Genomic DNA, 24,785 nt, shown 5'->3' with positions numbered 1-24,785 from the left:
GGGGACAGAACCTAGCCCGGGAACTCAGCGCCCAGCGTGGACAGAACGCCGAACGCCTTGGTCCGGATTTCCTCATATTCGTCGTCGGCCACTGAATCCGCGGTGATGGCCCCGCCCACGCCGAGGGAGAGCGTTCGGCCGCCGTCGCCGTCGGGATTGACGACCAGGGTGCGGATGACGACGGCGAGGTCCGTGGCGGCGTTCAGCGAAAAGTAGCCAATGGCGCCTGAATAGATGCCACGTGGCCCCGCTTCGAGCTGGTCCAGGATGTCCATGGTGCTGATCTTCGGTGCGCCGGTCATGGAGCCGGCCGGGAAGGCCGCAGCCAAGGCCTCGGCCCGTGGTGCGCCCGGCTTCAAGTGCGCGTCAATGGTGCTCACCATTTGGTGCACGGTGGCGTAGCTTTCGATCGCGCACAGGCGGCTGACCGTCACAGAGCCTGGGATGGCGAAGTGGCTGAGGTCATTGCGCAGCAGGTCCACGATCATGATGTTCTCGGCGCGATCCTTCGTCGAAGTCTCCAGATCGTGCCGTAAAGCGGCGTCTTCGGCCGCATCAGGGGACCGGCGCCTGGTGCCCTTGATCGGCTCGGCGCGCATGCCGCCGTCGGACAGGATGCGAAGGAAGCGTTCCGGCGACGTGCTCGCGACCACCAGTTCGCCGAATCGCAGGTAACTGGCGAACGGTGCCGGGTTCCGGCGCCGAAGGTTGAGGTAGCTTCTCCACGGATCCAGGTCCCGGGCGGGGGCTTCAAGGGTGGTGGTCAGGCAGATTTCGTAGGAGTTGCCTTCGCTGATTTCGTGCTGGGACTCCGCGATTTTGCGCTTGTAATCCGTCGCGGAGTCCCGGCTGACGAAGGCGGGGACGGGCCCGGCGGTGGGGACTGGGGCAGAGCCAGCGCCCGGAACGACGCCAGCGCCCGGAACGACGCCGGCAGCAGCCACGACGGCGGCGCGTGCCGTACGGAACCACTCATCGGCGTCGGGCGCATCCAAGGCGAGCAGCCAGACTGTCTGTTCCCGATGGTCAAGCACCACCGCGCGTCCGGCGAAGAGCAGGGCCGCATCCGGGGTGTCTGGGATGACATCGTTGCCGCCCGTTTCCCGTTTGAGTTCGTACCCCAGGTAGCCGAGCCACCCGAGGGTGAATTGGCAGTCGTAGCCCCGGGGTGCCCGGACTGCGCGGCGGCCCCACACGGAATCGAGCCATCGGAAGAACGGACCGGAGGTGGTTACCGTGGTGGTGCCCGCCGTAACCTGGGTAACCCCGGACCGGTGGCGCACCGACTGGCCGTACGTCCCGCCGTCGTCCGCCAGGATGCTGAAACGGCTGCGGGCGGCGGCCTGGGACCTGCCGGCGACGGCTGAGGCGTTGGAGGAATCGAGCCAGGCAGCGTTGCCGGATCGTTCGTAAAGGGTCTCAAAAAGCAGCGCCGCGTCCGGGGTCGCTTCCAGGCGCTCGGACCGCAGCTGCAGTCCGCGTCGCGCGCTGAGCTCGGGGGCGAGGATGGCGGCGAGCGATGGCAGATACATGAGTGCCTGCAGGACGTTGTCCGGGGCGCTCCCGTCGGCAAGGTTTTGCACGCGAACGTCAGCGGAGCTGACCACGGAGTCGGTGGAAAGCCAGTCCTCTTCCTGGGCTGCCCAGGCGTCCCAGTACGGTTCGTAAGTGCTTCCGTCCCGCGCCAAAGCACGACGACGGCGGTCGTCACCGGGGGCTTCGACCCACACCACCGCGTCCAGCATGGAACGGGCAGCGTCCGCGGCTGCGCCCACACCCTCAACAATCACGATCTCGGCGGGAAGCGTGACATTCAGTCCGCCGTCGTAGTGCCTTTCCCAATCCCAACTGGTCCATTCGGCGGCCCGACCGGAGCTCAAAGGAGTCAGGACCGTGGCGACGTAACGCTCGATGCCCGTGCGGAGGCCGTTCCAGCCGGGATAGATGTCTTCCAGATGGAACAGCGAAACCTTGTGGTGCTGCCGCAACCGGGCGGCAAGTTCAACGGCCAACGTGGTTTTTCCTGCGCCGGATCGTCCGTCAACAGCGATGATCACGGGTGCAGGGGTCATGACATAGAGGTTACCTGCTGGGGCTCGTCGGCTTCGGTGTTCTGCGGGGCAGCGGCGATCGCCGACTTCACGTACTCCACGATTCCGGGAATCGATGCCTTGATGAGTGTCCAGGTGTTGTCGAAGTCCGTGTGGCCGCCATACCAGGGATCCTCAATGCCCAGGTCCAGGGAGCTCCGGCCCGCCATGTGGGGATCGAAGCTGCGGAGCATGCGTACTCTCTCCAGCGACTCATGGTCCGGCGCCCCTTGCTGCAACCAACCGAAATGGTCTACATCGAGCGCCAGGATCAGGTCGCGTTCGGCGAACCATCCATGCCGCCATTTGCGGGCTACGTGGTCCTCCGAAGCGATGTGCTGGGCCGTGAGGACGCGGGCCGCGCGGGGATCGATCGGATGCCCCACCTCGTACCCGGTGGTGCCCGCAGAGTCCACCTCAACCAGCTTCCCGAGCCCTTCCGCTTCGAAGGCTTCGGTGAGCATGAGCGCTGCCATGGGCGAGCGGCAGATGTTTCCAGTGCAGACCGTGATGATGCGGTATGGGCTCGTCGTTGAGTACATGGAGCAAGCATGGTTGATGGCACCCCTCCTTGGCTAGGGCCCACTCCACAAGAAAGTCATTTTTTGTGTCGAATCTGTCACATAGCGCCCAATGTAAGTAGTAAGCGCTTTCTATTAGTGTCGATCTACATAGCGCCAGCAAGATTATTCCGCCGAACTATTGCGTTAATTGATAGTAAGCGCTTTCATTTTAAACCGTGAGGCTGGTCACAGTGATTGGCCCGGACTAAAGGATGATCCATGAGTGAAAGTCACAGCCGTCTCCACGATTCACGAAGAGCGGAAGAACCCGGGGTGCTTTCCCTGGGGCGTCATGCCATCAGCAGGCGCGGTGCATTGGGCGCCATCGCGGTGGTCGCTGGAAGCGTCATGGTGCCGTGGACTGCGGGCGCCGCCTCCGCCGACACACGAACCAGCCAATCGCGCAGCCAAATCGTCACAGCGATGCCGGATTCCCACGGCTCGGAGGAGGACAGGCTTCAGATCTCCTTGTGCACCACCAACCTTCAGTCCACAGGTTTCTACCTGCCAGCCAATACGGCCTTGACGGTGACCATCAAGGCGATGACGGCCGCGGACGCGGTGCTGGTCGTAGGGGCGCCCGACGCCGATGCCCGGCCCGAGTTCAAAAAGTCCCGTGAATACCCGCTCAAGAAGGGGAAGAACGTCATCACCGACGCTGGGGGTGGCGTGATCTATTACAAGGTGATCGGAGCCGGCGGCTATGTCAGCGCCACGCTTGATGCCGTTGCGCAGCCGATGCCCTACTTCGTCTACGGCCGCACTAGTGAACTCGAATTCCAGCGCCAACTCGATGAGCGACCCACTCCGTTCGTGGAGCTCGTCAGCGCCCACGCCACGGTGACGGTGGAGCGCGCCTCCGCGCTGAGATACCGTTCCGAGAACCACTCAGACTTGATGTTCACGTTCGAGGACCTGATCTCCATCGAGGATGCGACCAGCGGTTATGACGGCTCCTGTCCACTTCATGCCCGGCAGGCCCATGCCTACCACCTGGTGGGATACCCCTCGGCAATCGCCAATGTGGGGGCGTACGCAACCCACGGACACACGTCCTTTCCGCCACCCATTCAGGACCGGCTCCTGACGGTGGAGGGGCTGCGGATGCGGGGTTGGGGTATCTATCACGAGCTCGGCCATCAGCATCAGCAGGTGACCTACAAGCCGACGTCGCTCACGGAAGTCACGGTGAACATCTACTCCTTGGCCGTCAATGCGAGTTTCGCCAGGAAGTATGGGCAGCAGCCCCGACTTCACGTGCCGGATGCAGCCACGGGCCTGACGCCGTGGGAGTCTGCCGTGCCGATGATCGGCAGTGAAGGCGTGGTGTACGGGACCACATTCGACGGCATGGAACGCCTCGTCATGTTCGAGCAACTCCGCCTCGGCTTCAAGAATTTCTGGCCGACCCTGCACAAGATCATCCGCGAGCAGCGCCCTCCGAAGGGAGACTACTGGGATGAGGCTTACCGTTTGCGCAACTTCGTGGTGTGGGCAAGCAAGGCCGCCCAGGCTGACTTGAGCGACTTCTTCCTCAAGTGGGGCTTCACGGTTGACGGCGACGCGCGGGCACAAATTGCGGCGGCAGGGCTTGTCCCGCCGGCAACTGATCCCACGCTGATCCGCGACGAGGCGCAACTGATGTTGGCCAGGCAGATCCAGGCGCAGAAGTCCCTCGCCGCACGCTCCCAGTTCGAGGAGTCCGGCGCGCAGTAGCGCCTAGGCGATGGTCGCCGGGGCCGTGGTGGGTTCCTGCGCTTCGGCGGCCAGCGCTGCGGCAGCGAGGTAAACGGTACGTACGACGGCGGCCCGTCGCCTTTGCGTACGGCCTGGACCATCGCCCGCCATCAGTCCGTCGAGCGCGGGCAGCACGGGTGCGGCGTCGCACAAGCTCACGATGGTGATCAACAGGTCTCCTGCGTCTTCCCGTGAGATGCCGGGAAGCGCCGCAATGGTGCTGTTGACCTTGGATGCGCAGTTGGCCATCCGCTTGGGCAGTCCCACAACTTCGGTTCCCCGTTCCAGGCCTTCCCAGAAGAGGAGTCTTGGTGCCGTGGCGTCTTTTTGGTGGTGGTCGAACAGCCTTCCGGCGTAGTCCGCCATGGCTTCCGGTCCTCGGCCCTCGATGGGTACCTCGTCCATGAGGGAGCTGAGGGCCGCGACAATCACGGCGTCGAAAAGGGCGTTCTTGTTGCCGAAGTACTGGTAGATCCGCTCTTTGTTGACGCCGGCTTCCGACGCAATGCGGTCGATGCGCGCTCCCGCGAGTCCGCGCGCGCAAAACTCGGACGTTGCTGCTTCAAGCAGCAGCCCCTTGGTTCGCTCTGTGTCCCACGCCATAGGGTCATGTTACCAGTTTCCAACTAAGTAGTTGTAATTGTGTGCGCGTGGAGTTATGGTGAATCCAGCTCAATTGCAACTAACTGGTTGGAGAATGCCATGACGACCCAAACCGCCGCGGAAACAACCCCCACAGCCCGCCCGCACGCGCCATCCGTCCACACCCGGGCGATCATCACGTGGATGGCGATCTTCCCGCTCGTGTCCATCGGCATGCTGGTGCTTGGGCCGATCATGGAGCCGTGGCACCCGGTCCTTCGGGCGCTCGTGCTGACCGCATTCGTCGTTCCCACAGCTGTCTACCTGGTGGTTCCCCGGATGCTTGCGGGCCACGGCGCCCTGAGCCGCAAAGCAGTGGAGCGCGCCGCCCAACGTGCGGCCCGCAAGTCCGCTGAGAAGAAACCCTGGAACTAGGCGCCCCGCAGCTGCTCGACGTCGGCGATGCCCGGGTACGCGGCCTGCGTACCCTTCCTCGTTGCAGCCAGGGCAGCGGCTACTGAGGCGAAGGACGCGGCATTGGCCAGGGATTCCCCAGCCGCCAGGCGGGCAGCAACAGCACCGGTGAAAGCGTCGCCCGCTCCCGTGGTGTCCACTGCGTTGACACGCGTCGGGGCAATCCGGGTGATCTGGTCCTCGGAACCGCGGGCCAGCGAATCCAGCACCACGGAACCCTGCGCGCCGAGGGTCACGAGCACGCGCTGCAGGCCCCGGTCAGCGAACTGGCTCCGGACCGGCTCCCACGCTTCAGCTTCGGCATCGGAGTCCGGAACATCGGCTTCTGCACCAAGGAACAGCGAAGCTTCGTGCGCGTTCACCAGCAGCACGTCGCTCAACCCCGCAAGGACCTCCGGTACCTCCGCGTAAGGCGAGAGGTTCAACAGCACGGTTGCGCCGGCGTCGTGCCCTGCTTGGGCGGCGGCAATCACCGTATCGATCCCCACCTCCAGGCAGAGGCAGACCACGGCAGCATCGCGAAAAGCGTCCGCGCTGATGTCGGAAGGGACAAGCGTGCCGTTCGCACCGGCCGAAATAATGATGCTGTTCTCGCCGCCCGCGTCGACCGAAATGACGGCGACACCCGTGGCCTTGTCTGAGCGTCGCACGCGGGACACGTCCACGCCGGCGCTGGCCGCCGAGTCCAGCAGCATGGTGCCGTTGGGATCGTCGCCGACAGCGCCGATCAGGCGGACCTGGCCGCCCAGCTTGCTCGCAGCGACTGCCTGGTTGGCGCTCTTGCCGCCCGGATTCACGGCAAAACCGTTGCCATGGACCGTTTCGCCCGGTTGGGGGAGCCGGTCGCAATAGATGGTGAGGTCGGCGTTGAGGGAGCCGACGACGACGATTCCCGCTTTGGATGCGTCGCTCATGCGGTCACCTTTTCGGTCTCGGTCACTTCTGCGTCAACTGGCTTCGGGATCAGGAGGGACGCGGCGAACGCGGCGAGCGTGATGGCCAGGCCCACCACGACGACGGTCAAATAGGACGCCTTGGCATCATTCAGCGAAGCGGTTGCGACGAGCACGGCCGGCAGGACCAGGAAACTCAAGCCCGCGCCGAGGTTGAACGCTCCGGCGTTCATGCCCGGCAGGAAGCCGGGGTTGCCTTGGGGCGAGAGGACCACGCCGAGTCCGTTCAGCATGATGTTGACGGTACCGGCGTACATGATGCCCAGCAAGGCCGTGCCCACAATCATCATCGGCAGGTTGCCGAGCCCAAAGAAGGCAATGATCGCCAGGGCAACAAGGCTGCCAAGAAGACCAATACGCAGGACTTTCGTGTACCCGAGGACGGGTGCCAGGCGCCCGCTGATCGGGCCGAACAGCCAACCCAGGAGGGCGTAGGGGGTCAGGATGATGAGCGACATTTCCGTGGGACCCACGCCGAAGCCCGGATCCGCTGCCTGCACATAGGCCGGAACGATGCCGTTGATGACTGCGAAGATGCCCGTCATGGTCAGTGTGGTGGTCAGCAGCGGCGCCCAGGTGGAGCGCTGGCGCAGGTGCACGGTTTCCACCATGGGCTGCTTGGCGCGCTTCTCGACGGTCCAGAACGCAAAGAACGCGACGGCGGCAATCACCGTCAGGAAGATCGCGAGGGTCAGGGTGCCGGCGTCGAAGGCGGTGGCCAGTTTGGCGCCTTCGTTCAGGGCGGTCAGCAGAGCACCCACCGCAATCACGATGAAGAACACGCCGAGCCAGTCCATGGTGGTTCCGGCAGCGGGCTTGCTTTCGCCTGCCAGGACGGCGATCAGAACGGTGGCTGCCAGGGCGAGGGCAACCATGAGCCAGAAGATGCTGCGGAAGCCGAAGTTCTCCGCGAAGTAGCCGCCAACGAACGAGTCGACGCCGGCCACGCCACCGTTGACTGCCGTGATGAGGCCCATGAGTGTGCCGTACTTGCGGGGGTTGGTGACGGCGGAGCGGAGCATGATCAGGCAGAGCGGAACCGTGGGTCCGCTGACACCTTGGATGATGCGGCCGACGAACAGCCATGTGACGTCAGGTGCGAGTGCGGCGATGACGGACCCGACAGCCATAAGGATCATCATGCCTACAAGGATCTTCTTGCGGCCAACGATGTCGCTCAGGCGGGGCAGGAAGAGGGAGAAGAGGGCGGCCGCGGTGAAGAACCACGTCTGGGACAACCCGATGGTGGCCTGGTCCGTGTTGAGTTCGTTGCCCATGGTGACCAGCGCGGGGCTGAGCATGGAGGCGTTGAGTTGGAAAGCCACGCAGGCTGCCAGCAGGGCAACCATGAGGGCCGTGACGTTGCCGCGGGAGGACTTGGTTTCTTGGGCGAGCGAAGACATTACTTGGCCTCTCCTGCCAGGATGGCCTCTGCCGTGGCACTGACTTCGGTGGCGGTGGCCGCATTGCAGGCGTCAGCGCCGTCGTCGTGCGCTGGTTCGCCAATCCTGACGATCGCATCGGTGACGAGATCCCAGAACTTCTTGTGGTCCAGGTCAACGGCAACCGATGTGTGGCAGTCCTCCGGAGCCGGGGCACGGAAGTCGGCAACGGTCATGCCGAGGGTGAGCTTGCCCTGCAGTTCGATATCCACGGGGACCTTGCGCGTGGTCATGACCGTGGGGTCGATGACGTACGCGACGGCGCAGGGATCGTGGACGGGCGGGAAGTCGAAGCCCTGGGCGTCCTTGTACGTCTTCTGGAAGAAGTCCATGAGTTCCATGACGAACTTGGCTGGCTTGGTGCCGATGGCTGCGATGCGCTCAACGACCTCGTCCGTTGCCAGTGCCTGATGTGTCAGGTCAAGGCCAACCATCACCACAGGCCACTTTTCGTTGAAGACGATGTGTGCGGCCTCGGGGTCGATGATGATGTTGAACTCGGCCACAGCGCTCCAGTTGCCCACGTGGTAGCCGCCTCCCATGAGGACAACTTCCTTCACGCGCTCCACGATGCGGGGCTCCTTGCGGGCAGCCATGGCGATGTTGGTCAGGCCCGCGGTGGGGACCAAGGTGACCGTGCCAGGCTCATGTGCCATGACGGTCTCAATGATGAGGTCGACGGCGTGGCGCGGGTCCAGTTCGATGGCGGACTCGGGCTGCTCCGGGCCATCCATGCCGGAGTCGCCGTGGATGCTGGGAGCGGTTTCGATGGTGCGGACCAAGGGACGGTCGCAACCGGCGGCGAACGGGACGCCCGTGATGCCGGCAATCGTGGCGACTGAGAGGGCGTTCCGGGTGACCTTCTCGAGGGTCTGGTTGCCCACCACCGTGGTCACTGCAAGCAATTCGATGTCCGGGTTGCCGTGAGCCAGCAGCATTGCTACTGCGTCGTCATGGCCGGGGTCGCAGTCAAGAATGATCTTCTTGCGTGTATTGGGATCCACGTTTCTCTCCACGTCATTGGGGCCTGCCTGGAACTTGCCCGGGGCAGGGCGCTAAGCATTCAGGGGAATTCTGGCACTGCTTAGCGTGCCGCGTCAAACGCTTAACGTGGAATGCGTCAAGCGCTTGATGCCTTGTCGCAGGTCAGGGCGGGGTAACAACGCTACGATCGATGCATGGAATCCCTGGATCGGCGCCACACCCGTGCGCCCCGCGTGACAGCTGCGATGGTGGCGGAGCGGGCCGGCGTTTCCACGGCCACGGTCTCCCTGGTGGCCAACGGAAAAACGCAAGGACGTGTCTCCGAAGACAACATCTCGCGCGTGCGCTCGGCCATTTCCGAGCTTGGGTACGTCGTGGACAGCATCGGAAGTTCACTGGCTCGAGGTGTCAGCTCAATCGTCATTCTGGTGACGCCGGATGTGTCCAACCCGTTCTTCGCCAACGTGATCGCTGGGGTGCGGGAATCCTTGGGTTCCCAGTACCAGCTGCTGCTTTCCGTGACCGACGCCGGTGAGTCCCCTCAGGCTGACGATGTCCGCAAACTTCTGGCACTGCGCCCTGCCGGTTTGCTGGTGGGGGCGCCCAGCGCAGAGTTCCTGGAAGATCTGTCCGCGGCCGGCCCGTTGGTCCTGTTGGATGCACCCGGCCTTGAGTCCTACGCGCCATCCGTGAACCTTGACGTTGCCCAGGGCGCGCGCGAACTGGCACGGCATCTGGCTGCTTCCGGGCATCAGCGCGCCGCCTACGTGGACGGCGTTACGGGAACCACCACGTTTCAGCTGCGTCGGGAGGCTTTCCTGGAGGAGGCTTTCCGCTGCGGGCTTTCGGTCGCTGACGCCCATGTCATCAGCACCCCTATCGACGTCGGTGCTGCCGCGGCCGCGTTCGCCGACGCCTGGCCGGCGTGGCAGCGCGAGGGGGTGACCGCCGTCGTCTGCGGTACTGATACGCACGCTTATGGCGTGCTGCAGGAAGCCCGGGTGGCGGGGGTCCGGATCCCTGAAGAGTTGGCCGTGGCTGGCTTCGACGACCTGCCGTACTCGGCCACCAGCAACCCCAGCCTCACAAGCGTGCACCTGCCCGCTACCCCGCTGGGGCGCAAAGCGGGGGAGCAATTGCGTGGACTGATGGAAGGCCTGGCGCTGGAGGAACCGCACGTGACGCTCGGGAGCTCCCTGGTGGTGCGGGGATCTACGTCTGCCGGTTAGGTGACAGCGGGCGAAGCTGGTCTTCCGATACGGGGTTGGCCACTGTGAAGTAGATCTGGGGAGCGGTCATGTCACCCCAATCGTCCTTCTTCACCCGCACCACAGACGGAGTCACTTCAGCGATCCGCACGCGCAACCAATCGCCGCCGTCGAGTCGCAGTTCGTGGGGCTCGGCGAGGTAGCGTAGGCCGAGATCGTCCAGGGTCTCTTCTGCGCTCATCCAGTCCACGACATCCGTGCGTTGGCGTCCCAGGAGATCGATGGCGACGAATCCGTCGTCTACAGGCTTCATCCAGCCGACGTGCTCGCCGTCGTCTGCGCGTCGGTGCTCGATCCAGTCCGCTTCCATGGGTCCGACGGTAGCACCCGCGCTGGCAGCCTTGGCTAGTGGATGACCGCCAGGAGGATACCGACCAGCACAAACAGGCACCCGAAGATGCGGTTGAGGATTATTTGGCCACGTTGATCATGGGTGAAGCGCTGGAATGAGCGTGCTGCCATGGCAAAGAAGAACCACATCACCATGATGTCGATGATGATGACCGTAGTGGTCAGGACTGCGTATTGCTGGAGCAACGGCTGATCCGGGCGGATGAATTGGGGCATGAAGGCCAGGAAGAAGACGATTGCCTTCGGGTTCAGCAGGTTCACCCAGATACCGCGCTGGAACATGGACAGGGCGGACTCGTTCTTCTTGTTCGCGACCTCTTCCTTGTCCAAGTCAGGCTTGTGCAGGAACTGCCGGATGCCGAGGTATACCAGGTACGCGGCGCCAGCGTAGCGAATGACGTTGAAGATGACCGGCGAATTGGAAACCAGCACGCCCACCCCCAGCGCCACGATGACGATGTGGATAACCAACGCCACCTGTTGGCCCAGGATGCCCCAGATGGAGCGTCGGAAGCCGGAGTTAAGCGAGTTGCTCATGGTGAAGATGGCACCGGCGCCGGGAGTGAAACTGATGAGGGTGCCGGCACCAACCAGGGCCAGCCAAAGTGAAAACTGCACACCTCAGCTTATGCCCGGTAGGTGCATGGCTTGGTCGTGTTGCTTCCTGACCTTGTCTGGTCCTCGCGACAGCCGAATACACCCGGAATAGGTTGATTTCCGGCGAACACTGGATCCAAAGCAGGTCAGGAAGCAACGTCGTCAGGTGGCTCGACCACCTGACGCTGGTTTCCTCTAGGGCGTGACGACTCCGGTAATGGCTGAGGAGACGCTGACTGTCGTGTAGCCGATCTTGGTGCCGGTGATTCTCACGGTCAGTGTTTTGCCGGTGTCCGTGCCGGTGAGATTGTAGGTGCGTGCAGTGGCTCCGGTGATGGCTATGCCTGCGCGGTACCACTGGTAGCTGAGGGTGACCGGTGCTGGTCCCCAAGTGCCGGAACTTGCGGTCAGCGTAGATCCGGCCTTAGCGGTGCCGGTAATGGTCGGGACAGCAGTGGTTAGCGTACCTGGGGCAATGGTCGAGGTCGCGCCGGAGGTCCTGCTCGCTGTGATGTAGTCGGGCTTGGTGCCGGTCACTTTCACGGTCAGTGTTTTCCCGGTGTCCGTGCCGGTGAGTTTGTAGGTGGGTGCAGTGGCTCCGGTGATGGCTATGCCTGCGCGGTACCACTGGTAGCTGAGTGTGACGGGTGCCGGTCCCCATATGCCAGACCCAGCGGTCAAGGTGGAACCGGCCTTAGCGATGCCCGTAATGGTCGGCGTCCCAGGCGCCAGCGCCCCGTTGACGTTGAGTGTCGTGAGTGTTTGGAAGTTTCCGGAGTTTCCGAGGCTGTCGCGGAGGGGGAAGAGGGTGACTTCCCATTGGCCGAGGGCGGAGCCTTGGGGGATGGTCATGGTGCGTTCCCAGGTGCCGTCTTTGGTAGTGCCGGAGATCAGGGTCATGCTGCCGAAACCGTGGCTCTGGCCGGTGGCGCGGTGGCTGACGGAGAGTGTTGGTGCGTTCGCGCTGGTGGCGTCGGTGATGCGGAGGGTGACCTTGACGGTGGCGGGGCCGGTGCTGAGGTTGAAGGTCTTAGGGGAGACCGTGGACGTCACGAGCACTGGCGGGGCGGTGTCCGTGGGGGTGCCGCTGAGGCTGAGTGTTGTGAGTGTTTGGAAGTTTCCGGAGTTTCCGAGGCTGTCGCGGAGGGGGAAGAGGGTGACTTCCCATTGGCCGAGGGCGGAGCCTTGGGGGATGGTCATGGTGCGTTCCCAGGTGCCGTCTTTGGTGGTGCCGGAGATCAGGGTCATGCTGCCGAAACCGTGGCTCTGGCCGGTGGCGCGGTGGCTGACGGAGAGTGTTGGTGCGTTCGCGCTGGTGGCGTCGGTGATGCGGAGGGTGACCTTGACGGTGGCGGGGCCGGTGCTGAGGTTGAAGGTCTTAGGGGAGACCGTGGACGTCACGAGCACTGGCGGGGCGGTGTCCGTGGCCGCCACTGCAGGAATTTGTGGCATCAAGCCAAAGGTCAGGAAGGCCGTAAAAACAATTCCGAGCACTATTCTCAAGCGGCCGGTACGGTAGTTCAGTGACACGCGTGAATCCCCATGATTCTCCGCCCCCATGGCGGTCAGTTATTGCTCGCGGAGTCGCGAGCAAAGGTCACTCTAATATGTTGTGAGACTGGAAATTTCCACGTGAACCGATTGTGTCTTGCTTGCTTTGAGCTGATATGCAAAGACTCGAAGTTTCGAGCCACTAAAATCCCTTCCATAACGGGCCGAAGTATTCAACCGCATCTGCCGAGGGTCGCACGGCTCCAATGGTGTTGGGTCTCGGGTAGCAGGTTGTAGTACTCGTCGAAATAAGAGTCAGGGCCGGCGGGGATGTATCCGGTTTCGTCCATGCCGAAGTGCCCGATCATTTCCAAGCCGAGCTCTCCTGAGGCCAGTGCTTTAAGAGCTGCTGCCTCTGCAAGGATGGGTTCTGGGCCATCGTATGTTTCAGGCCAGCAACCAGAATGAGCGATTGCGAAGTACTTGGTGTCCTGATGCCGTAGGGCGTCGAGAATCTCCTCAAAGTGTGGTTTTAGTGTCCCTCTGAATTCATCACTGACAATAGTGATGATGTCCAAACACATGTCGGAATCGAGGCCTAGGGCAACTACTCGGGGAAGTACACCGTGAGCCTGAACTATGTGTGGGCGGGCGAGGAGTGCTAGGTCAAAACCAGACTGAATGATCATATTTCGAGGCTACGGCCGGGCAGACTCTTCGGGGACCCACCATTTCGTCTATGTGGACAGAGGGCCCCGTGCCTTCACCTCCTACTTTGGGGGCTGACCTACCCGAATGAACCCGAAATAGGTTGTCTCCCGTGCTCCCGCAGTTCCAAGAGGGTGGTAAAGGTACAGCCAATCCACCAGGCAATGAGGCAAACTGGTCCCGTGAGCGGAATCCCGTGGGTACTGCACGTCGATCTGGACCAGTTCATTGCCGCTGTCGAGATACTCCGGCGGCCCGAGCTCGCTGGCAAGCCCATCATTGTCGGTGGCCGGGGAGATCCGACCGAACGGGCTGTGGTGTCCACGGCATCCTACGAAGCGAGGGCGTTCGGCGTCGGCTCCGGGATGCCCTTGAGGATCGCAGCCCGCAAAGTGCCGGACGCCATCATCCTCCCGGTCGACCAGGAGGCGTATCTGGCAGCCTCGGACGTAGTGATGAACACCCTGCGCGCCCAGCCGGGTGCCACGGTGCAAGTGCTTGGCTGGGATGAGGCATTTGTCGGGGTCATAACTGAAGACCCGGACGCCTATGCCCGGCAGATCCAGGCCGCCGTCCTCGACCAAACCCAGCTGCATTGCAGTGTGGGCATCGGTGACACGTTGGTCCGCGCCAAGAATGCCACGGATTTTGGCAAACCCGCTGGAGTTTTCAGCCTGACCAAGGAGAACTGGCTCGACGTCATGGGCGAAAAACCCACCAAGGAATTGTGGGGCATCGGTCCCAAAGTGTCCCAGCGGTTAGCGAAGCATGGCATCACCACGGTGGCAGAGCTTGCAGCGGCCGACCCTCAAGGCCTGGTTCCGGAGTTCGGGCCCAAGATGGGACCGTGGTACGCCCAGCTGGGACGTGGTGAGGGTTCCAGCGAAGTGGACGACACTCCGTGGGTCGCCAGGGCCCACGGCCGCGAGACCACCTTCCAGCAAGACCTGACCGAAGCCGGGCAAATTGAGAACGCCATCAAGGAATTGACCGCCCGCGTCCTGGAAGACGTCGCGGCGGAGGGTCGTCCGGTGATCGGGCTGACCCTGAAAGTCCGGTACGCACCGTTCTTTACCAAGACCTACGCGAGGAAGATCCCCGAGACGTTCGACAGGGATGAAGTCCTCGCGCAGGCCTTGGACCTCACCGAAAAAATGGAGCCGGACCGGCCCATCCGGCTCCTCGGTTTGCGGGCCGAAATGTCCATGCCCGAGGAAGCCCGGAAGGGTCATACGCCGACGCGCAGCGGCTGGTAACAGCCAGCGCCCGACGGCGGCCCATCAACTACCAGCGCGGGTGGATCGCTTCGCGGAAGTGGTGGTCGTAGATGTCCCGGACACCGTCCGCGAGCCCGGCCCCCACTGCCCGGAGTTCACCTGCCGCAGCGTTTGCCGCAGCCTGCGAAGCCGATCGTGCCCCGGGAATGACCGTGGTGACGCCGTCCTGGGCGATGATCCAGGCGAGGGCCGCTTGCGGGGTGGTGACGCCGTCGGGAACTAAAGCGCTGAACTCCTGGGCCGCCTTGACGCCGGTGGCGAAGTCGACGCCGGAGAAGGTCTCGCCGACATCGAAGGAGGACCCGTCGCGGTTATAGTTCCGGTGGTCGTCGGCAGGGAATTCGGTGGCGGCGGTGTACTTCCCGGACAGCAAACCGGAGGCGAGCGGCACGCGTGCGATGATCCCGACACCGGCGTCATTCGCCGCGGGCAGCACCTCGTCGAGCGGCTTCAAGCGGAAGGCGTTCAGAATGATCTGCACAGTGGCTGTGTTGCCGCGTTTGATGGCTTCGAGGGCCTCATCGGTCCGCTCGACGCTGACGCCGTAATTGCGGATGGCGCCTTCGCTGACCAACGTGTCCAGGGCATCGTAGACCTCGGAGTTGCTGTAAACGGCGGTGGGAGGGCAGTGCAGCTGGACGAGCTCCAAGGTGTCCTGTTGCAGGTTGCGGCGTGAGCGATCCGTCCAGGCGCGGAAGTTATCGAGGACGTAGTTTTCGGGGATCTGGTCGACGCGGCGGCCCATCTTGGTGGCCACCGTGATGTCCAGGTCCGGGTTGGCGCGGAGGAAGCGTCCGATGAACTGCTCGCTCCGCCCATCGCCGTACACGTCTGCGGTGTCGAAAAAGTTGACACCGCCGGTGACGGAAGCCTCCAGGACTGCGTTGGCGTCCTCCTCCGTGACGTCGCCCCAGTCGGCGCCGAGCTGCCAGGTCCCCAAGCCAACGGTGGAGACGGATCGGCCGGTCTTGCCAAGTATGCGCTGTTCCATGAATCGACTATATGCTGCCTGGTTGGGACGTTGCCCGACAAAGTGGAACCAAGGCTGTGACACCGCGGTGGATCCTCAGTGCGGGGAACGCCGATTGTGCGCTTGGCGGGCCAGCTGAATGAACCCATAGACGAAGACTGCTTCAACGAGCACCATCAGTCCAAGCAGCAGCCACTGACTCTGGGCAATGAAGACTACGGCTCCTGTGATCACCAGCGTGGTTCCGAGAACCAGCGCGTACACGGCGAATCCGAGGGCGACTTTCGCACTGCGCACACCCGTTCTGAAGCCGAAGCCTGCCGGTTCGCGGTCTGGACGGCCACTCAAATGGTCGCGCTGGGCAGGTTTGACATTGTCGAATTCGGCCCAGAGGTCCGGGTCAGGGTCGCTCATGTCTTCATCATCCCGCAGCCCACCGGGGTTTGGTGGACCAACTCAGGCATGGGGCGGCGGATGGTTCCGGCAGCCGTGAGCCCAGTGGCTAGTATCTGGCCGCGTAGGGGTAGAGCTCCATGCCCACCATTGAACTGATGCTTGAGACTGTGATGCCTTCCTGTGGGTTCAAGGCCTGCACCACCTGTCCATTCCCCAAGTAGATGGCCACGTGATAGAAGTTGGACGGCGAACCCCATACCAGCAGGTCGCCTCGGCGGGCCTGCGAGAGCGGGACGCGGACCGGCGCTGCCGCATATTGCTGTGAGGCAGTTCGGGGCAGGCGCATCCCAGCCGCGGCAAAGGCAGTCTGTACCAGTCCTGAGCAGTCAAAACCGTAAGGCCCAGTACCGCCCCACTGGTAGTAGAACGGCGCGCCGACCTTACCCAAGGCTATGGAAATCGCTGTTTCGTACGACCCCGTCGATGGCACAGAGGGCGGCGCAGGCGCGGGCGCGGGCGGCGCAGGCGCGGGAGCGGGCGGCGCAGGTGCAGGCAAAGGTGCTGGAGCGGGCGCCGCCGGGACAGGTGCTGGAGCGGGAACTGGAGGTGCAGCCGGTTCTTGGACCGGGGCAGCCGGAGCCGGAGCAGCTGGCGCGGGAAGTGTCTGTGCGGGAGTCCCCGGCGAAGTGGCCGGATCTTGGCCAGTCTGATTCTGCGCTGCCTCGTCAGCAGTGGCGGTCAGTGCCGCGAGCCGTGCCTCTTCACGCTGCCGGTCCAGTGCATCCACCCTGGCCGACTCAAGAGCCACAGTGGTGTTGCGGAGCTGGGCCAACTGGTCCACCAGAGTGGTCCGTTGCGCTTTCGCGTCGGCCGCAGCTTTGACCTGCGCCGCATTGGCCTGTTCCGCCTGCGTTTTGCGCTGCTCGGCTGTTTTTGCCGCGTCGTCTGCGGCTTTGGTGGCGTCATCCGCGGCTGCAGACAGGGACCGGGATGCGGCGGCGGCGCTGACGGCGGCCATAAGATCGCGGTTTCGCCTGGCTGAGAGGGCCTCCAGCGTGGCCGCCTGCTGAAGGCTTTCGCTGCCGTGGGCCAGCGTTACGAGTGCGGGATTCAGTCCGCCATTGCGGTACAGGTCACCGGCGATCTGCCCCACCTGTTTGCGCGTCTTGTCCTGCTGCTCGCGGGCAGCCGTGGCTTCGGCGCCGGCCTCCGACGCGGTTTTGGTCCTTTGCTGGAGCTCCACCAGGGCTTCGCTGTACGCGTTGTTGGCCTGCATGGCATTTGCAGCCGCGGCCTGCTGGGCACCCGCTGCGTCCGCGAGGATCCGCTCAATGGAGGTGACCTGGTCCGCCGTCGCCCTCTCACTGGCTTTGGCTGCCGCGATCTCCTCTGGCGAGGGCACGTCTGGAGACGTCCGGACACTGAGGGGGATGGTTGAGGCGGGTACGGCCCCTGCCGGAGTCCCCACAGCACCGGAAAGTACGACGACGGCGCACAGCACCGCCGTCCTGCGGGCGGATCGGGATAAAGCCATGTACAGAAACCTCGAAACGGTACGGGGGAGCGAGGTTCTGAAGGTGGCGCGACTGCGCCCCTCAGAGGCTCCCGGCAGTCCTGAGGTTACGTGAGCCCTTGCACATTGGCAACAGCAGCCACACCAGTAACATAAACCACAACCGTGTGGTTTGGGCCGACACGGCGGGTGTGTCGTGGGTCAACCTCCGGCGGCGTCCAGCCCTGCGACCTTCCCCATCAAGTACCGGCGTTCCTGGAGACTGCCTGTCTTCTTGGCGGCAGAGAGGTACGCCGCGCGGGCCTCCAGCGGGAAACCCGCCATATCCAGCAGGTGTCCCCGCACAGCGTCCAACCGATGCGAACGGCTGAGCGCCGGATCAAGGCCGTCCAACACCTCAAGCCCGGCAACCGGTCCTTTCACCATGGCCACGGACACAGCACGGTTCAGGGTCACCACCGGACTGGGGGCCACTGCCTCGAGGACCGTGTACAGGGCAAGAATCTGGGGCCAGTCCGTCGCGTCGCTGGACGCAGCCTCCGCGTGCACGGCAGCGATAGCGGCCTGGAGTTGGTAGGGTCCGGCGGCGCCACGTCCGAGCACGGAAGACAACAACGCGATGCCCTCATCGATCTGTCCACGGTTCCACAAACATCGGTCCTGCTCGGCCAGCGGAACCGGCATCCCGTCGGCCAAGGCACGTGCGGAACGCCGGGAATCCGTGAGCAGCATCAACGCCAGAAGGCCGCTTGCTTCCAACTCACCCGGCGCAGCCGCTACCAACAAACGGGCCAAACGAATCGCTTCCGCAGTGAGGTCCTCACGCTGCAGCGACGGCCCCGAGCTTGCCGCGTAACCTTCGTTGAAGATCAAGTACAGGACGTGAAGTACGACGCCGAGCCTCGCCTTCCGCTCGGAAGCCGGCGGCATGCTGAACGTGGCTCCCGCCTTCTGGATCCCCTGTTTTGCACGGCTGATGCGCTGTCCCATGGTCGCTTCGGGGACCAGGAAAGCAGAGGCGATTTCCGCCGTCGTGAGTCCTCCAACTGCCCGGAGCGTCAAGGCGAGTTGCGACGGTGCCGAGATCGCGGGGTGGCAGCAGAGGAACATCAGGGTGAGGGTGTCGTCGGTTTCCGGGACGGAGCTGGACTGAAAATCCAGGGCCGCGGCGCGTTCCTCGCGCGTGCGCCGGGCGCTTTCGCTGCGCCACGCATCGATCAGACGCCGCGAAGCGACTGCAGTCAGCCATGCCTTCGGATCACGCGGCAAACCCGCTGGCCACTGAACGGCGGCTTCAAGCAGTGCTTCCTGGACGGCGTCCTCGCACGCATCGAACTGTCCGTGCTTGCGTGCCAGCACGCCGAGGACCTGCGGCGCCAAGCTGCGCAGCAAGTCCTCGATGCGTGTGCCCTCCGGGGAATCCAGTCAGACCTCCGGAGGCGCTTCCTGGACGGCGCGAAGCTCAACCACCTGCGCATATTTCACGATGCTTGAACAGATCTCCACAGCTCGTTCCTCGCTGGCCACATCAACCACCCAGTACCCCACCAGCGACTCCTTGGATTCTGCGAACGGTCCGTCGGTGGTGATCACCCCGTCGGGGGTCTGCTTGACCAGTTTCGCCGTGCTGCCATCGGCGAGGCCCGCGTTGAACACCATCTCGCCCGACTCCGTGAGGTCCTTGTCGATCTGGATCATGAACCCGATCATTTCCTGGATCCACGCAGGATCTGCGGTTTCCATCATGCCCTCTGCCGACCCGAACATCATGATCATGTATTTCATCTCAAACTCCTTGTGAGGGGCGCCCTGTGTGGGTGCTTTCACTCATTGGTCGGAACAGCGGCGGACATTTCTACATGGTTCGGGAAAATCTTTGAAAAGTCAGGCCCGGGCTATGATTTCGCCGTTGGGAATGAGGAAGTAGCCATCATCGGTGGCTCCCCAACGGTGCCAGCCCGCGGCGATCCGGGCAAGGTCCGCCTCGTTGGCGAAGCCGTACTCCAAGGCCTGCTCAGCGAACGCTGAGTGCAGCACCCGTTCACTCCACACCCTGGACTGCCATGCTCGTTGCTGGGCCGTGGCGTAGAGCCAGTTGCTGCTGGTGGGAGCCACCTGGGTGAACCCTGCCTGCTGGGCCCACGAAACCAAGCGTCGGCCGGCGTCGGGTTCTGCTCCGTTGCGGCGTGCGATCTTCTGGTAGAGCTCCATCCAGTCGTCCAGTTCCGGGACCTCCGGGTACCAGCTCATGCCATGGAAATCAGCGTCGCGCACCGCCACTATCGCACCCGGTTTGGCCACCCTCCGCATCTCCCGCAACGCCGCTACAGGGTCAGTCAGGTGCTGGAGGACCTGGTGGGCGTGGACGAGGTCGAAGGACTCGTCCTCGAAGTCGAGATCGTAAATGTTGCCGGTCTGGAAGGACACATTGTCCACACCACGCTCCCTGGCAAGCTCCGTGGCCTGGGCGACGATATCCGGCGAGCGGTCCAAGCCGATTACTTGCCCGGGCGCAACCAGCCCCGCGAAATCGCAGGTGATGCTGCCGGGGCCGCACCCGACGTCGAGCACTGACCTTCCCGGCGTGAGATGGGGGATGACAAACGCGGCCGAATTCTCGGCCGTCCGTGAGGCGTGGGCCCGGACAACCGACTCGTGGTGCCCGTGGGTATAGACATCTTCAGGCTGCTGCGCGTTCATAGGGAAACGCTACAACTTGGACCATGAATTTAGGTGGAGCGCGTTGGGTCGGGTTGGGTGGCTTCTTCGCGGGCGGCCAGGGTGGCTTCCACCATGTCCGTCATGAACCGGGTTACCAGGGCCAGTTCCTCAGGGCTGTACGCCGCCATGGCCTTGCCCATCCTGAGAGCCAAAGGCATGAACATGGCGCTGCCATCCCTGTATGCCTTCGGTGTCATCTGGAGCTGAACTTGCCGGCGGTCCGTCCCGAGACGCTCGCGCACTACGTGTCCGCTGGCGTGCAACCGGTCCACCAACGCGGTGGTCGCGGGGGAGCTGAGTCGAAGTTCGGTCCGCAGGACGCCGGGAGTGACCACCTTGCCCGCGGCGGAGTGGCGCATGATCACGGCGAGCGCGTTCAGGTCGGTGCGATGCATGTCGTTCCGTCCGCCGGCGGCGTCGACGTAGTGGTTTGCTTCGAGGGTGAAGTCCTGAAGGAGCCGCACCAACTCTTGGGGAGCAGCGTTGTCAGGGCGACCGGAATCGGGGCGGTCTGGTTGAGGGCGCGCGGGTTGGGGGCGCTCCGGCTGAGGGCGCGGGGCTGCTGTGTCCGACATGTCCGCCCTCCTGCCAGCGTTGATCCCGTGATGACTGCCTTCCGGATATTACTCCCAGAAACAGGGGATGGTGGCATCTGGTGTGTTACCCATTGGAATAGTTCCATCATAGAGATAATCTATGATGGAATAAAGCATCCCAAGCATCCTCAGAGAAGAAGGACTCATGAACTCGCGGAAAGTACCGTTTTGGCAGCGCTGGCTGATCCCCGTAGTGCTGGTCATCACGTGGCTGGGCATTGCCGGTGTTGGCGGCCCCACGTTTGGGCGGCTCGAGGAGGTTTCGTCCAATGACCAAGCCTCGTTCCTCCCCGCAGGCGCCGAAGCCACCGAGGCCGGAGACTGGCAAGCCAAGTTCCGGGACTCCGAGGAGATCCCTGCCGTGGTCATCGTTGAGGGCGATGCAGCCTTTACCCCGGCCCAGCTGGGCGAAGCAGCCCAGCTGAAAGCCGACATTGAGGCACTCAAGCTGGGGAGCGCCGTCGTCGGACCCATCCCTTCCGAGGACGGCAAAGCCGTCCAGTTCATCGTTCCGATGGCTTCCTCAGATGAACTTCGGGAGAAAGTGCAGGAGCTGCGCGACGTCGTCCAGCCGGGTGCGCCCGATGGCATGCAAGCGTTCGTCACTGGTCCCGCAGGTCTGACCGCGGACCTCGTCAACGCGTTCGGCGGGATCGACGGCATCCTGCTGCTGGTTGCCTTGGGCGCCGTGTTTGTGATCCTGCTGCTGGTTTACCGCTCGGTGGTCCTGCCTATCGCAGTTCTGTTCACCTCGGTCTTCGCTCTGTGTGCGGCGATTCTGCTGGTGTTCGGCATGGCGAAACTGGGCTGGATCCAATTGAACGGCCAGAGCCAGGGCATCCTGTCCATCCTGGTGATCGGCGCGGCCACCGACTACGCGCTGCTGTTTGTGGCCCGGTTCCGTGAAGCGCTGACACACACCACCAACCGTACGCAGGCCGTCATTACGGCGTGGAAGGCATCCTTCGAGCCGATTCTCGCTTCGGGTGCGACCGTCATCATCGCCCTGCTTTGCCTGCTCTTCTCCGACCTGAACTCCAACAAGGCGCTCGGTCCCGTTGCGGCGGCGGGCATTCTTTGCTCGCTCTTCGCCGCCCTCACCTTGCTGCCGGCGCTCATGGCGCTGCTCGGGCGCGCGGCCTTCTGGCCCTTCCGTCCCAAGCTCCTGCCCGACGACGAACGTGAACCTGAGATTGTCACCGGGCTTGAGGGTCAAAAGGGTCTGTGGCGTGCGACGGGTCGACTGGTCTCCAGGCGCCCGCGCGTTGTCTGGGTGGCTTCGGTACTGCTGCTCCTGGTGGCTTCCACAGGCATCCTGCAACTGAAGGCCAACGGTGTTCCGCAAACCGATGTCATCCTGTCCCAGTCCGACGCCGTTGACGGCCAGGACGCGCTGGCGCGCCACTTCGACGCCGGCAGCGGCAGCCCCGCCGTCGTCGTCGCCTCTGAAGGTTCGGCGCAGCAGGTCCTGGACAAAGTCAAAGCCGCCGACGGCGTGGGCGACGCCTACCTGTTGGCCGACGGAAACGTGCCCATCACCGGCGCGCCCGGCACTCCTGCGGAGCCCGCAATCCGTGACGGCAGAGTCCTCATCAACGCGACACTGAACTCGGCTGCGGACTCCGTTGAAGCTGAAGAAGCGGTGAAATCGCTGCGTACCGCGGTGCGGGAGGTTGACTCCGAAGCCTTGGTAGGTGGGGTGACCGCCACGGCGCTGGATACCAACACCACCGCGCAGCGCGACTTGATGGTCATCATCCCGATCGTGCTGGTCGTCATCCTCTTCATCCTGATGCTCCTGTTGCGTTCCATTGTGGCGCCGGTGCTGCTGGTGCTGTCCGTGGTGCTGTCGTACGGAGCCGCGATGGGCGTATCGGCTTGGGTGTTCAACGGAGTCTTCGGATTCTCCGGGGCTGATGCCACGGTGCCGTTGTTCGGGTTCGTGTTCCTGGTTGCACTGGGCGTGGACTACAACATCTTCCTGATGAGCCGTGTCCGTGAAGAGTCTTTGAAGCATGGAACCCGCCCGGGAATCCTGCGGGGGCTGGCCGTTACTGGCGGTGTCATCACATCCGCGGGGGTGGTGCTGGCCGCTACGTTCGCCGCGCTCGGCGTCATTCCCATCATGTTCCTGGTGCAGTTGGCGTTCATTGTGGCGTTCGGCGTGCTGTTGGACACCGTGTTGGTCCGCTCGCTCCTGGTTCCGGCCCTTGCCTACGACATCGGCAGCAAGATCTGGTGGCCGGGCAAGCTGGCGCGTGAGTCTTCAGTGGCCTCGGTTGGGCCCCGCGAGGAGGAAGAGGCGTCCGTGGGGCGGTAGGTATTCGGCTTCTGCTTCGCTTTCGCACGTGACTTGCGCTTCCGTTTCCGCTGTCGCTTGGCTTGCACGTTGTATGGTGGCCGGGGTTCGCCGAGCCGCGGGCCACTCCAGTACCGCCCGCCCAACAGGATCCCGGCCAGGATGCCATACGCCCACACAAAGGGAAGGGCCCGTTGACCGGTGTTGCCGCCGACGATAAGCAGCAGAAAAAACTCCACAGGTATCACCAGAAGAAGCACGTTCCTGGTCTGAAGGGATGGTGGGAAGCGGAACAATGCCCACCCCGCAACCAAGGCGCCAATGAGAACGGCGCCCACTACCGCCGTCGGCGTTTGGAGGACGAGGTGGGTGACGCCCAGTCCAACCAGGACCACAGCGCTGGCGGCGTTGATCACTGCGAGTCGCAAGCCCCCTGTGTAGCCCTCACCGTTGCGCTCACGCTTCTGTCCTCCATCCGATCCGGGGCGCTTTCCGGACCATGGGTGGCCGCCCGCGATTCCGCCAGCGAGGATCCCCAGGAACCACGAGCAGGCCGCCAAAGCTCCCAGATCACCCTCGATAGAGATCAATGAGAAGGAAATCATGCCTATGGCGAACTGCATCACCGTGGACGCACGGACCGATCGCCAGACGACTCCAAACAGGAGCGCCGCATAGGCCGCGGCCAAGAGGAAGAAAACAGATGCGGGGGCGAGGTTGTCGTGTGCCACCCACACGAACAATGCCACGACACCCGTGATGATTACGGCATAGGCGACCCGCGCATCCCACTTGGCCGCTTTTTTCTGCACAACAACACCCCCGCGGACAAGGATAGGTCACTGGACCCATCACACTGAGCGGAGCTACCCTCCGTGAGGGCCTCCGGAGGGGTTAGATAGTGGAGGAACGGCGTTCGATCAGGACGGTGTCCCGCCAGTGTCCTTTACGTGGTCCGTTCGGCATGCGGCCGATACGGCTTCTCCTGCCGACGACTGCAAATCCTTCTGCGGCGTGAAGTCTGAGGCTGGCTGCATTCTCGGGAAAACGCTGGCTTGGATGGTCCAGATGCCTGCCTTCTCGGTGGAAGCTATGAGTGCCCGTAGAAGACTCTTCCCAACTCCAAGGCCCCGGGCTTCTCCGGCGACATAAATGGAATGCTCCACGACGCCGGAATACGCGGCCCGCGATGAAACGGGAGAAACGGCGGTCCAGCCAAGAACGCGGCCGGCGATCTCAGCTACGAGCCTGTGATCCTTGAGTCGGGTGGCGTCGAATTGCTCCCAGTCCGGTGCCGCAGGTTCAAAGGTGGCATGCCCCGAGGCGATGCCTTCGCTGAAGATCTCCCTGACCGTGGGCCAGTCTGAGGGAGACATCGGCCGGATGGTGGTCTCGCTGCTCACAGGCTTTCCAAGAGTCCCGTGGTCCGTTCGATAGCGCCGGGAACCAGGGAATAGTAGGCCCAGGTGCCCCGCTTTTCGCGATGGAGCAGGCCTGCGTCGACAAGAATCTTCAGGTGGTGCGACACCGTTGGCTGTCCCAGGCTCAGGGGCTCAGTGAGGTCGCAGACGCACGCCTCACCGCCCTCCGAGCCCTTGACGATGGACAGAAGGCGCAGGCGATTGGGGTCTGCGAGGGCCTTGAATACGGATGCCCGGAGTTGTGCCTCGTAGGTATCGATGGTGGGTTGCCCCGACGGCTCGCAGCACGCGTCTGTTGCTGCGTCCACTGGTGTCAGCTCGAGAGTTCTCCCGGAGTTCATGCATCCATTAT

24 protein-coding genes and 1 pseudogene are annotated in these 24,785 nt (G+C 63.5%); 5 read left to right on the top strand and 20 right to left on the bottom strand.

Annotated elements, in window-relative coordinates:
- Nucleotides 1–11 precede the first annotated feature (11 nt).
- A complete protein-coding gene (gene pabB, locus QF015_RS12615; RefSeq protein WP_429389398.1) occupies nt 12–2,072 on the bottom strand; it encodes an aminodeoxychorismate synthase component I in 2,061 nt (686 codons plus the stop codon).
- Nucleotides 2,069–2,632, bottom strand: a complete 564-nt coding sequence (locus QF015_RS12610; protein WP_310211006.1) for a low molecular weight protein-tyrosine-phosphatase — start codon at nt 2,630–2,632, stop codon at nt 2,069–2,071. Before QF015_RS12610 ends, pabB begins: the two co-directional genes overlap by 4 nt.
- Before the next feature lie 240 nt (nt 2,633–2,872).
- Here QF015_RS12610 and QF015_RS12605 point away from each other — a divergent pair, with 240 nt between their 5' ends.
- Nucleotides 2,873–4,369: a M60 family metallopeptidase gene (locus tag QF015_RS12605; protein ID WP_429389396.1), complete on the top strand. Its 1,497-nt coding sequence runs from the start codon at nt 2,873–2,875 to the stop codon at nt 4,367–4,369.
- Between the two features lie 3 nt (nt 4,370–4,372).
- Here QF015_RS12605 and QF015_RS12600 read toward each other — a convergent pair whose 3' ends face one another.
- The gene (locus QF015_RS12600) at nt 4,373–4,993 is read right to left on the bottom strand and encodes a TetR/AcrR family transcriptional regulator (protein WP_310211000.1); all 621 of its coding nucleotides are present in this window, start codon (nt 4,991–4,993) and stop codon (nt 4,373–4,375) included.
- A 99-nt stretch (nt 4,994–5,092) separates the two neighbouring features.
- On the opposite strand from QF015_RS12600, the gene QF015_RS12595 reads away from it, so the two are divergent.
- On the top strand, nt 5,093–5,407 hold the full coding sequence (locus QF015_RS12595; protein ID WP_310210997.1) for a hypothetical protein: 315 nt from the start codon (nt 5,093–5,095) through the stop codon (nt 5,405–5,407).
- On the opposite strand, the gene QF015_RS12590 is transcribed toward QF015_RS12595, so the two are convergent.
- Genes QF015_RS12590 through QF015_RS12580 form a run of 3 tightly spaced genes read right to left on the bottom strand, consistent with a single transcriptional unit; the run spans nt 5,404 to nt 8,779 of the window.
- Complete coding sequence (locus QF015_RS12590) at nt 5,404–6,360, bottom strand: ribokinase (protein WP_429389393.1); 957 nt, start codon at nt 6,358–6,360, stop codon at nt 5,404–5,406. The genes QF015_RS12595 and QF015_RS12590 overlap by 4 nt on opposite strands.
- Complete coding sequence (locus QF015_RS12585; protein ID WP_310210991.1) at nt 6,357–7,802, bottom strand: MFS transporter; 1,446 nt, start codon at nt 7,800–7,802, stop codon at nt 6,357–6,359. Before QF015_RS12585 ends, QF015_RS12590 begins: the two co-directional genes overlap by 4 nt.
- Nucleotides 7,802–8,779 carry a nucleoside hydrolase gene (locus QF015_RS12580; protein WP_310211267.1) on the bottom strand — a complete coding sequence of 326 codons (978 nt, stop codon included), beginning with the start codon at nt 8,777–8,779 and terminating at the stop codon, nt 7,802–7,804. The genes QF015_RS12585 and QF015_RS12580 overlap by 1 nt, the downstream gene beginning before the upstream one ends.
- Before the next feature lie 240 nt (nt 8,780–9,019).
- Here QF015_RS12580 and QF015_RS12575 point away from each other — a divergent pair, with 240 nt between their 5' ends.
- Nucleotides 9,020–10,054, top strand: a complete 1,035-nt coding sequence (locus QF015_RS12575; protein ID WP_310210988.1) for a LacI family DNA-binding transcriptional regulator — start codon at nt 9,020–9,022, stop codon at nt 10,052–10,054.
- Here QF015_RS12575 and QF015_RS12570 read toward each other — a convergent pair.
- The 4 genes from QF015_RS12570 to QF015_RS12555 all read right to left on the bottom strand — a co-directional run bounded on the left by QF015_RS12570 (nt 10,038) and on the right by QF015_RS12555 (nt 13,221).
- Entirely contained in the window at nt 10,038–10,403 is a 366-nt protein-coding gene (locus QF015_RS12570) for a hypothetical protein (protein ID WP_429389390.1), read from the bottom strand. The genes QF015_RS12575 and QF015_RS12570 overlap by 17 nt on opposite strands.
- Before the next feature lie 35 nt (nt 10,404–10,438).
- Nucleotides 10,439–11,062 carry a LysE family transporter gene (locus tag QF015_RS12565; protein WP_310210983.1) on the bottom strand — a complete coding sequence of 208 codons (624 nt, stop codon included), beginning with the start codon at nt 11,060–11,062 and terminating at the stop codon, nt 10,439–10,441.
- Nucleotides 11,063–11,236: 174 nt separating this feature from the next.
- Nucleotides 11,237–12,571 (bottom strand): hypothetical protein, encoded by a 1,335-nt coding sequence (locus tag QF015_RS12560; protein ID WP_429389388.1) that lies wholly within the window; start codon nt 12,569–12,571, stop codon nt 11,237–11,239.
- Between the two features lie 194 nt (nt 12,572–12,765).
- Nucleotides 12,766–13,221, bottom strand: a complete 456-nt coding sequence (locus tag QF015_RS12555; RefSeq protein ID WP_429389386.1) for a hypothetical protein — start codon at nt 13,219–13,221, stop codon at nt 12,766–12,768.
- Nucleotides 13,222–13,404: 183 nt separating this feature from the next.
- On the opposite strand from QF015_RS12555, the gene QF015_RS12550 reads away from it, so the two are divergent.
- Nucleotides 13,405–14,496 (top strand): DNA polymerase IV, encoded by a 1,092-nt coding sequence (locus QF015_RS12550; protein ID WP_310210961.1) that lies wholly within the window; start codon nt 13,405–13,407, stop codon nt 14,494–14,496.
- A 28-nt stretch (nt 14,497–14,524) separates the two neighbouring features.
- Here QF015_RS12550 and QF015_RS12545 read toward each other — a convergent pair whose 3' ends face one another.
- The 7 genes from QF015_RS12545 to QF015_RS12515 all read right to left on the bottom strand — a co-directional run bounded on the left by QF015_RS12545 (nt 14,525) and on the right by QF015_RS12515 (nt 20,692).
- Nucleotides 14,525–15,508, bottom strand: coding sequence for an aldo/keto reductase (locus QF015_RS12545; RefSeq protein WP_429389383.1), 984 nt, complete (start codon nt 15,506–15,508; stop codon nt 14,525–14,527).
- Nucleotides 15,509–15,583: 75 nt separating this feature from the next.
- The gene (locus QF015_RS12540; RefSeq protein ID WP_310210956.1) at nt 15,584–15,901 is read right to left on the bottom strand and encodes a hypothetical protein; all 318 of its coding nucleotides are present in this window, start codon (nt 15,899–15,901) and stop codon (nt 15,584–15,586) included.
- A gap of 88 nt (nt 15,902–15,989) precedes the next feature.
- Nucleotides 15,990–17,417: a C40 family peptidase gene (locus QF015_RS12535; RefSeq protein WP_310210952.1), complete on the bottom strand. Its 1,428-nt coding sequence runs from the start codon at nt 17,415–17,417 to the stop codon at nt 15,990–15,992.
- A gap of 180 nt (nt 17,418–17,597) precedes the next feature.
- On the bottom strand, nt 17,598–18,776 hold the full coding sequence (locus QF015_RS12530) for an RNA polymerase sigma factor (RefSeq protein ID WP_429389380.1): 1,179 nt from the start codon (nt 18,774–18,776) through the stop codon (nt 17,598–17,600).
- A gap of 45 nt (nt 18,777–18,821) precedes the next feature.
- Nucleotides 18,822–19,181: a YciI family protein gene (locus QF015_RS12525; RefSeq protein ID WP_026543372.1), complete on the bottom strand. Its 360-nt coding sequence runs from the start codon at nt 19,179–19,181 to the stop codon at nt 18,822–18,824.
- 99 nt (nt 19,182–19,280) lie between these two features.
- Nucleotides 19,281–20,096 (bottom strand): methyltransferase domain-containing protein, encoded by an 816-nt coding sequence (locus tag QF015_RS12520; RefSeq protein ID WP_310210945.1) that lies wholly within the window; start codon nt 20,094–20,096, stop codon nt 19,281–19,283.
- 29 nt (nt 20,097–20,125) lie between these two features.
- Nucleotides 20,126–20,692 carry a MarR family winged helix-turn-helix transcriptional regulator gene (locus tag QF015_RS12515; RefSeq protein WP_310210942.1) on the bottom strand — a complete coding sequence of 189 codons (567 nt, stop codon included), beginning with the start codon at nt 20,690–20,692 and terminating at the stop codon, nt 20,126–20,128.
- 166 nt (nt 20,693–20,858) lie between these two features.
- On the opposite strand from QF015_RS12515, the gene QF015_RS12510 reads away from it, so the two are divergent.
- Nucleotides 20,859–23,033, top strand: coding sequence for an MMPL family transporter (locus QF015_RS12510; RefSeq protein ID WP_429389376.1), 2,175 nt, complete (start codon nt 20,859–20,861; stop codon nt 23,031–23,033).
- On the opposite strand, the gene QF015_RS12505 is transcribed toward QF015_RS12510, so the two are convergent.
- The 3 genes and pseudogenes from QF015_RS12505 to QF015_RS12495 form a co-directional block, all read right to left on the bottom strand.
- Entirely contained in the window at nt 22,928–23,824 is an 897-nt protein-coding gene (locus QF015_RS12505) for a hypothetical protein (protein ID WP_429389374.1), read from the bottom strand. The genes QF015_RS12510 and QF015_RS12505 overlap by 106 nt on opposite strands.
- A gap of 82 nt (nt 23,825–23,906) precedes the next feature.
- Nucleotides 23,907–24,388 (bottom strand): annotated as a pseudogene (locus QF015_RS12500) (N-acetyltransferase family protein).
- Nucleotides 24,389–24,411: 23 nt separating this feature from the next.
- Nucleotides 24,412–24,774, bottom strand: a complete 363-nt coding sequence (locus tag QF015_RS12495) for an ArsR/SmtB family transcription factor (protein ID WP_309993862.1) — start codon at nt 24,772–24,774, stop codon at nt 24,412–24,414.
- Nucleotides 24,775–24,785: the final 11 nt, after the last annotated feature.

Source organism: Paenarthrobacter sp. TE4293, assembly GCF_050435325.1.
In the GTDB taxonomy this organism is placed as follows: Bacteria; Actinomycetota; Actinomycetes; order Actinomycetales; family Micrococcaceae; genus Arthrobacter; species Arthrobacter nitroguajacolicus_C.
This window is presented reverse-complemented; position numbering and strand designations above follow the sequence as displayed.